Origin of the sequence: Methylobacterium sp. WL119 (genome assembly GCF_008039875.1) — a bacterium.
Lineage (GTDB): Bacteria > Pseudomonadota > Alphaproteobacteria > Rhizobiales > Beijerinckiaceae > Methylobacterium.
The window spans coordinates 1-4,976 of sequence record NZ_VRUU01000177.1 but is presented as its reverse complement, the minus strand read 5'-3'; the positions used below and the strand labels follow the sequence as shown (position 1 = coordinate 4,976).

General features: G+C 61.2%; 5 protein-coding genes and 1 pseudogene. 3 read left to right on the top strand and 3 right to left on the bottom strand.

What is annotated here, in order from left to right:
- A partial coding sequence (locus tag FV227_RS27775) for a DUF2252 family protein (RefSeq protein WP_147860397.1) occupies positions 1 to 1,005 on the bottom strand: 1,005 nt, incomplete at its 3' end.
- 454 nt (positions 1,006 to 1,459) lie between these two features.
- Between FV227_RS27775 and FV227_RS30205 the strand changes: the two genes are divergently transcribed.
- Together FV227_RS30205 and FV227_RS27755 are read left to right on the top strand one after the other, a co-directional pair.
- On the top strand, positions 1,460 to 1,978 hold the full coding sequence (locus tag FV227_RS30205; protein ID WP_147728455.1) for a site-specific integrase: 519 nt from the start codon (positions 1,460 to 1,462) through the stop codon (positions 1,976 to 1,978).
- A 562-nt stretch (positions 1,979 to 2,540) separates the two neighbouring features.
- A complete protein-coding gene (locus tag FV227_RS27755; RefSeq protein WP_147844146.1) occupies positions 2,541 to 3,035 on the top strand; it encodes a ferritin-like domain-containing protein in 495 nt (164 codons plus the stop codon).
- 442 nt (positions 3,036 to 3,477) lie between these two features.
- Here FV227_RS27755 and FV227_RS27750 read toward each other — a convergent pair.
- Positions 3,478 to 3,885: pseudogene (locus FV227_RS27750) on the bottom strand (MucR family transcriptional regulator); the annotation flags it as partial.
- A gap of 127 nt (positions 3,886 to 4,012) precedes the next feature.
- On the opposite strand from FV227_RS27750, the gene FV227_RS27745 reads away from it, so the two are divergent.
- A complete protein-coding gene (locus FV227_RS27745) occupies positions 4,013 to 4,714 on the top strand; it encodes a response regulator transcription factor CtrA (RefSeq protein ID WP_147728454.1) in 702 nt (233 codons plus the stop codon).
- Between the two features lie 18 nt (positions 4,715 to 4,732).
- Here FV227_RS27745 and FV227_RS29560 read toward each other — a convergent pair.
- The coding region (locus tag FV227_RS29560; RefSeq protein WP_210246748.1) for a hypothetical protein at positions 4,733 to 4,976 on the bottom strand (244 nt) is incomplete at its 5' end.

Genomic DNA, 4,976 nt, shown 5'->3' with positions numbered 1-4,976 from the left:
GTCCGAGTTGCCGCAGAGCAGCGCCACGTAGGCGCGGGTCCCGACGCTGCCGACCAAAAACAATCTGTAGAACACGTAGAACACCTTATAAATATTCAACATGAACCTGCGCTCGCGCGGCAGCGTCTCGGCATAACGTTCCAACCCAGACGTCACAGCTTCGCGCGTGGCATCATCAACCCGAACGAGGATCGGCGCATCCTCGCGGAACCGCCAACCACCATCTGTACGACGTTCCCCGACGCGGGCCAGCAGACTCTGATTATTTTTCCGCCGAGCCTTCTCAACGGCCTTGGTCACGACCGCTTGAGAGCGTGCATCGATCTCGATCCCGGCGAAGACAAGATCGTCGGCTCGCGATGCGGACTGCCAGACTTCGAGCGATCCGCGAGGGGCAAGATCGTTCATCGTGTGCTGGTAGCCTGCCACGGCGCTCAGCGTCGCCTCCCGACGCTCAGGTGGGGGCACGTCAGCGTCGCGAGCTGCCACCTCGATGCTCGCACAGAGCCGCTTTAGATCCCACTCCCACGGTCCAACTGTGACCTCATCGAAGTCGTTGAGATCCAATACGACATCGCCTTGTGGGGTGCCGAACAAGCCGAAATTGGAAATGTGTGCGTCCCCGTTCAGAACCACATCGATTGCGGTGCGAGGACCATGAGCGAGGTCCCAGGCCATGACCTGGGCAGCCCCACGCAGAAAAGCGAATGGTGAGGAAGCCATGCGGGCGATGCGGAGAGGAATGAGGTGCGATTGCCGGCCCTCATGTGCTGCCTCGATCAGCATCACCGGGTCTGGACGATCCGTGCTAACATTCAGTACAGAATGAGCTTTGTGAGGAATTTCGATACGTAGGATTTTGCCGGCGGTGCGCCGCTTGTCCCACGGCTCCACACCTGAACGCAGCTCGATATGCGGAAAGTCTGCCAATGGCTCCAAGACCGCTTCTTCGGCGGCTTTGACCAGAGCCTCTTGCTGATCGTTGAGCAGTGGTGTGATGTCCATAAAGTGTGCTGACCGCTCCATCACCTCAACCGCTCGCTGCAAATGAAGCTAGCGGCGCGATTACAAATTGAAAGCGCCGGACCAACGTTGGCCGAGTGCATTCTCGGAAGTTTCAGCCGGTAGGCGGTCTCAATGACAGCGATCGTTCTGATAGATGGGACCAACGGTGAGTGCCTTGCGGTGAAGCCGGCCTACGGCTCGCCCTGCAACGGATGCGGCTGGTGCTGCGCGACGCAGGCGTGCAGCGTGGCGCTTGAACACATTCCCGGTCATCCGGCCGAGGGTGCATGCCAAGCGCTCGAACGCGACGGCAAGCGGTTCGTGTGCGGCATGATCCGTAGGCCGGGGCACTACATGGGACTTCCGAACGATTGGGCGGACGGCGTCCTAGGCGACATGATAGCGGCGACCCTCGGGTCCGGGAAGGGATTCGATGCCAAGTTCTGAACCCCCGATGCAAGCCATCGCTGCTCTGCCCCTTGCCGGGGGCAACCTGCCGGCCGAAGCGCTCGCCCTGGTACGGGACTATCAGCGCGCCTCGAAAGCCAGCGCCACGGTCCGCGCCTACAAATCGGACGCGGCGGTGTTCACGGCTTGGTGCATGGGCCATGGAGTCTCGTCTCTCCCGGCGGCGCCTGACACAGTGGCGGCGTTCCTCTCGCACGAGGCAGCGGCCGGGCGGGCCTCATCTACGATCGGCCGGCGGCTCGCGGCCATCGCCTACGCGCACAAGATCGCCGACCTACCGGACCCAGGCGCGCACGAGACGGTGCATGCGGTTATCAAAGGCATCCGACGCCGGCCCGACACGGAGATCCGTCAGAAGACGGCCGCGACCGCCGAGGTGTTGGCAGCCATGCTTTCGCACGTCCCGCCTGGGCTTGCCGGCAAGCGGGATCGGGCTCTGCTGGGCCTCGGGTTCGCTGGTGCCTTCCGGCATCGAAGTTGGCCGCGCTGCTCGTCTCCGACCTGACCGACCAGACCGATGGCCTACGGGTGCTGATCCGACGCTCGAAGACCGACCAGGAGGGGAGGGGGGCCGAGAAGGCGATCCCGCATGGTCGGCATGTCCGCCCGGTAGCACTGCTGCGGGACTGGCTCGCGGCAGCCGAGATCACAGACGGGCCGGTGTTCCGGCCGATCTCGCGGTCCGGTCGGATCAGAGCCGAGGCCCTAACGGACCGTAGTATCGGGGACATCGTGAACCGGTATGCCGGTGCGGCCGGGTTTGATCCGGCAGTATTTGGCGGGACAGCCTGCGGGCCGGGTTCGTAACGACGGCGGCAGAACGTGGGGCCGACCTCGCCCGCATCATGGAAGTGTCGGGACATCGCGACCCGCGGACAGTGCTCGGGTACATCCACCGGGCGAACGCCTTCAAGGATCATGCGGGGAGCGGGTTTCTGTAAGCCGTCTGTCTGAAAAAAGGTTGGGCCGGCATAGGCCGCGACGGCTAACCACGCAGTGATTCAGGCTCGATATCTGAACTGTCGGGGTCGGGTGCGGTTATGGAAACACAACCAAGGAGCCCCGCGATGTCCGCACCCACCAGCCTGAAAGAAGTCTACCTCGACGAGATGCAGGACCTCTGGTCGGCCAATGACCAGATGGTGAGGGCTGCCCAGCAGCTCACCGGTCAGGCGAGTGACCCCAAGCTAAAACAGATGCTGGAGCACTCAGTCGGCGGCATCCAAAAACACACCGACGTGCTCAAGAGCCTGATCCAGGCCAACGGCGGCGAGACCAAGCCGGAGCATTGCAAGGGTATGGAGGGCCTCGTCGCGGAGGCGCTCAAGCACGGCATCAAGGAGGCGCCGAGCGACGGCAAGCTGCGCGACGTGCAGATCATCGCTCAGTACCAGCGCATGTCGCATTACGGGCTCGCGGGCTTCGGCTCGGCCGCCGCCTACGCCAAAGCGCTCGGTCGCAGCGACGACGCGGTCAAGCTCAAGCAGGCAGTCGATGAAATCTACAAGGGGGATACGATGGCCAGTCAACTGGCGGAGAGCGTCGAGCGGGCAGCGGCGTAGGTCGCAGCCGCTTCCACCTTCAGGCGCAAAGTCAAATTGATTTATAGCCAAAAGGCGCCCGGTCGACCGCCGGGCGCCATGTCCGTGTAATGTAATGCCAATCCAGTGCGAGCACCGCTCGTCAGAAGCTAGGCTTGACCGTCCTCGGCAGCCGTGTCTGGATCGTTTGGCTTCTTCTGCGCCTCGGCCACTGGATCTTTGCTTTCAGGCTCACTCCCGGTAGTTGGGTCTGGGACGTTCACGCCCGTGATCGGCACGGTGGGTGGAATGGTAGGCTCGTGATCGCTTCCAGCCATGACCTGATGCTCCCTTACCCGGAGGTACCATTCAGAAAGCGCTTGGAATGCGGCAGCGCTGTGAAGGTGTACGCCAGCGCATAAAATTGGGTTGCTCAGCGGCCTTAAGCCACCTCGGAGGTCGTCTCTCCCGTCTCGGCAGCTTAAGCAGCTGCCTTGCGCCGCAGCTGGCCGAGGCCGAGTGAACGTGCCAGCTCGGACCGCTTGGCGGAGTAGGCGGCCGATACGATGGGGTAGTCAGACGGCAGGCCGTACTTCGCGCGGTAGCTCTCCGGTGTGAGCCCGCGAAGCGTGAGGTGGCGCTTCATCGTCTTGTAGGTCTTACCATCCTCGAAGCTGACCATGCCGTCCGGCGTGATCGACTTGCGGATTTGGGCCGGCGTCGGCTTCTCAACGGCGGGCTCGGCTGTCTCCTCCTTGCCAAGGCCAGATAACGCCGCGTGCACAGAGGCGATCACACCAGGCAGCTCACTCAACGACACTCGGTTGTTCGAGACGTAGGCTGCGACGAGGTCCGCTGTCATTTCAAATTCGTCCCGCCCCGAAACGAGCATCGCACCACCAGTCATGTTACTATCCTCGGAATACCTGTCACTCCGCATAACAACTTACCAAATTAGACGTCAAGGTTCTGTTAGGGATATCGCATTAGGAGTTTTTTAGATTTTCTGAGGTTGGACGATGCGGGTTCTGCTAATCGAGGATGATGCGTCAGTGGCGCAGAGCATCGAGCTGATGCTCAAGACGGCCGGGTTCAATCCCTTCGTCACCGATCTCGGTGAGGAGGGAGTCGATCTCGGCAAGCTCTACGATTACGACATCATCCTGCTCGACCTGAATCTGCCTGACATGTCGGGATATGAGGTGCTTCGCAGCCTTCGCCTCGCCAAGGTCAAGACCCCGATCCTGATCCTGTCTGGCATGGCCAGCATCGAGGACAAGGTGAAGGGCCTTGGCTTTGGCGCCGACGACTACCTCACCAAGCCGTTCCACAAGGACGAACTCGTGGCTCGCATCCAGGCGATTGTTCGGCGTTCACAAGGGCATGCCGAAGCCGTGGTCATGGTCGATGATCTCACGATCAACATTGACAAAAAGTTCGTCCAGGTGGCTGGAACCTCGATCAACCTCACGACCAAAGAGTACCAGATGCTGGAACTCCTTGCTCTGCGGAAGGGGACGGCGATCACCAAGGAGATGTTCCTTAACCATCTCTACGGCGGCATGGATGAGCCCGAGTTGAAGATCATCGACGTGTTCATCTGTAAGTTGCGGAAGAAGCTCGCCAACGCTAGCCAGGGCAAGAACTACATCGAGACCATCTGGGGCCGCGGCTACGTGCTGCGTGAGGGTGTGCCTGAGATGCGGGCTCTAGCGAGCTGAAGCGCCAATCCACAAGATTCATGTGGTCTGCCACGAACCTGATCCGCCTTGCACCGCGCGATAGCCGCCGCGCTCCGGCTCCTGGCTTTGGCGCTCAACGATGCACATGGGTTTGGTCCAACAGCGTTTAGACCTAATGAGATAGAATAGGACCATCGCATGGCGGTCCACATGAACCCACTCGATTTTCGTGCCGTTGATGCAATGGCTTTGCGATATGGACGTGTCGTGACACTCCTCCGCGATGAGCAGCTTGCATAGA

Coding starts and splice junctions, on each gene's coding strand:
- FV227_RS30205 (WP_147728455.1), top strand. CDS start 1,460: ATGCAAGCCATCGCTGCTCTGCCCCTTGCCGGGGGCAACCTGCCGGCC.
- FV227_RS27755 (WP_147844146.1), top strand. CDS start 2,541: ATGTCCGCACCCACCAGCCTGAAAGAAGTCTACCTCGACGAGATGCAG.
- FV227_RS27745 (WP_147728454.1), top strand. CDS start 4,013: ATGCGGGTTCTGCTAATCGAGGATGATGCGTCAGTGGCGCAGAGCATC.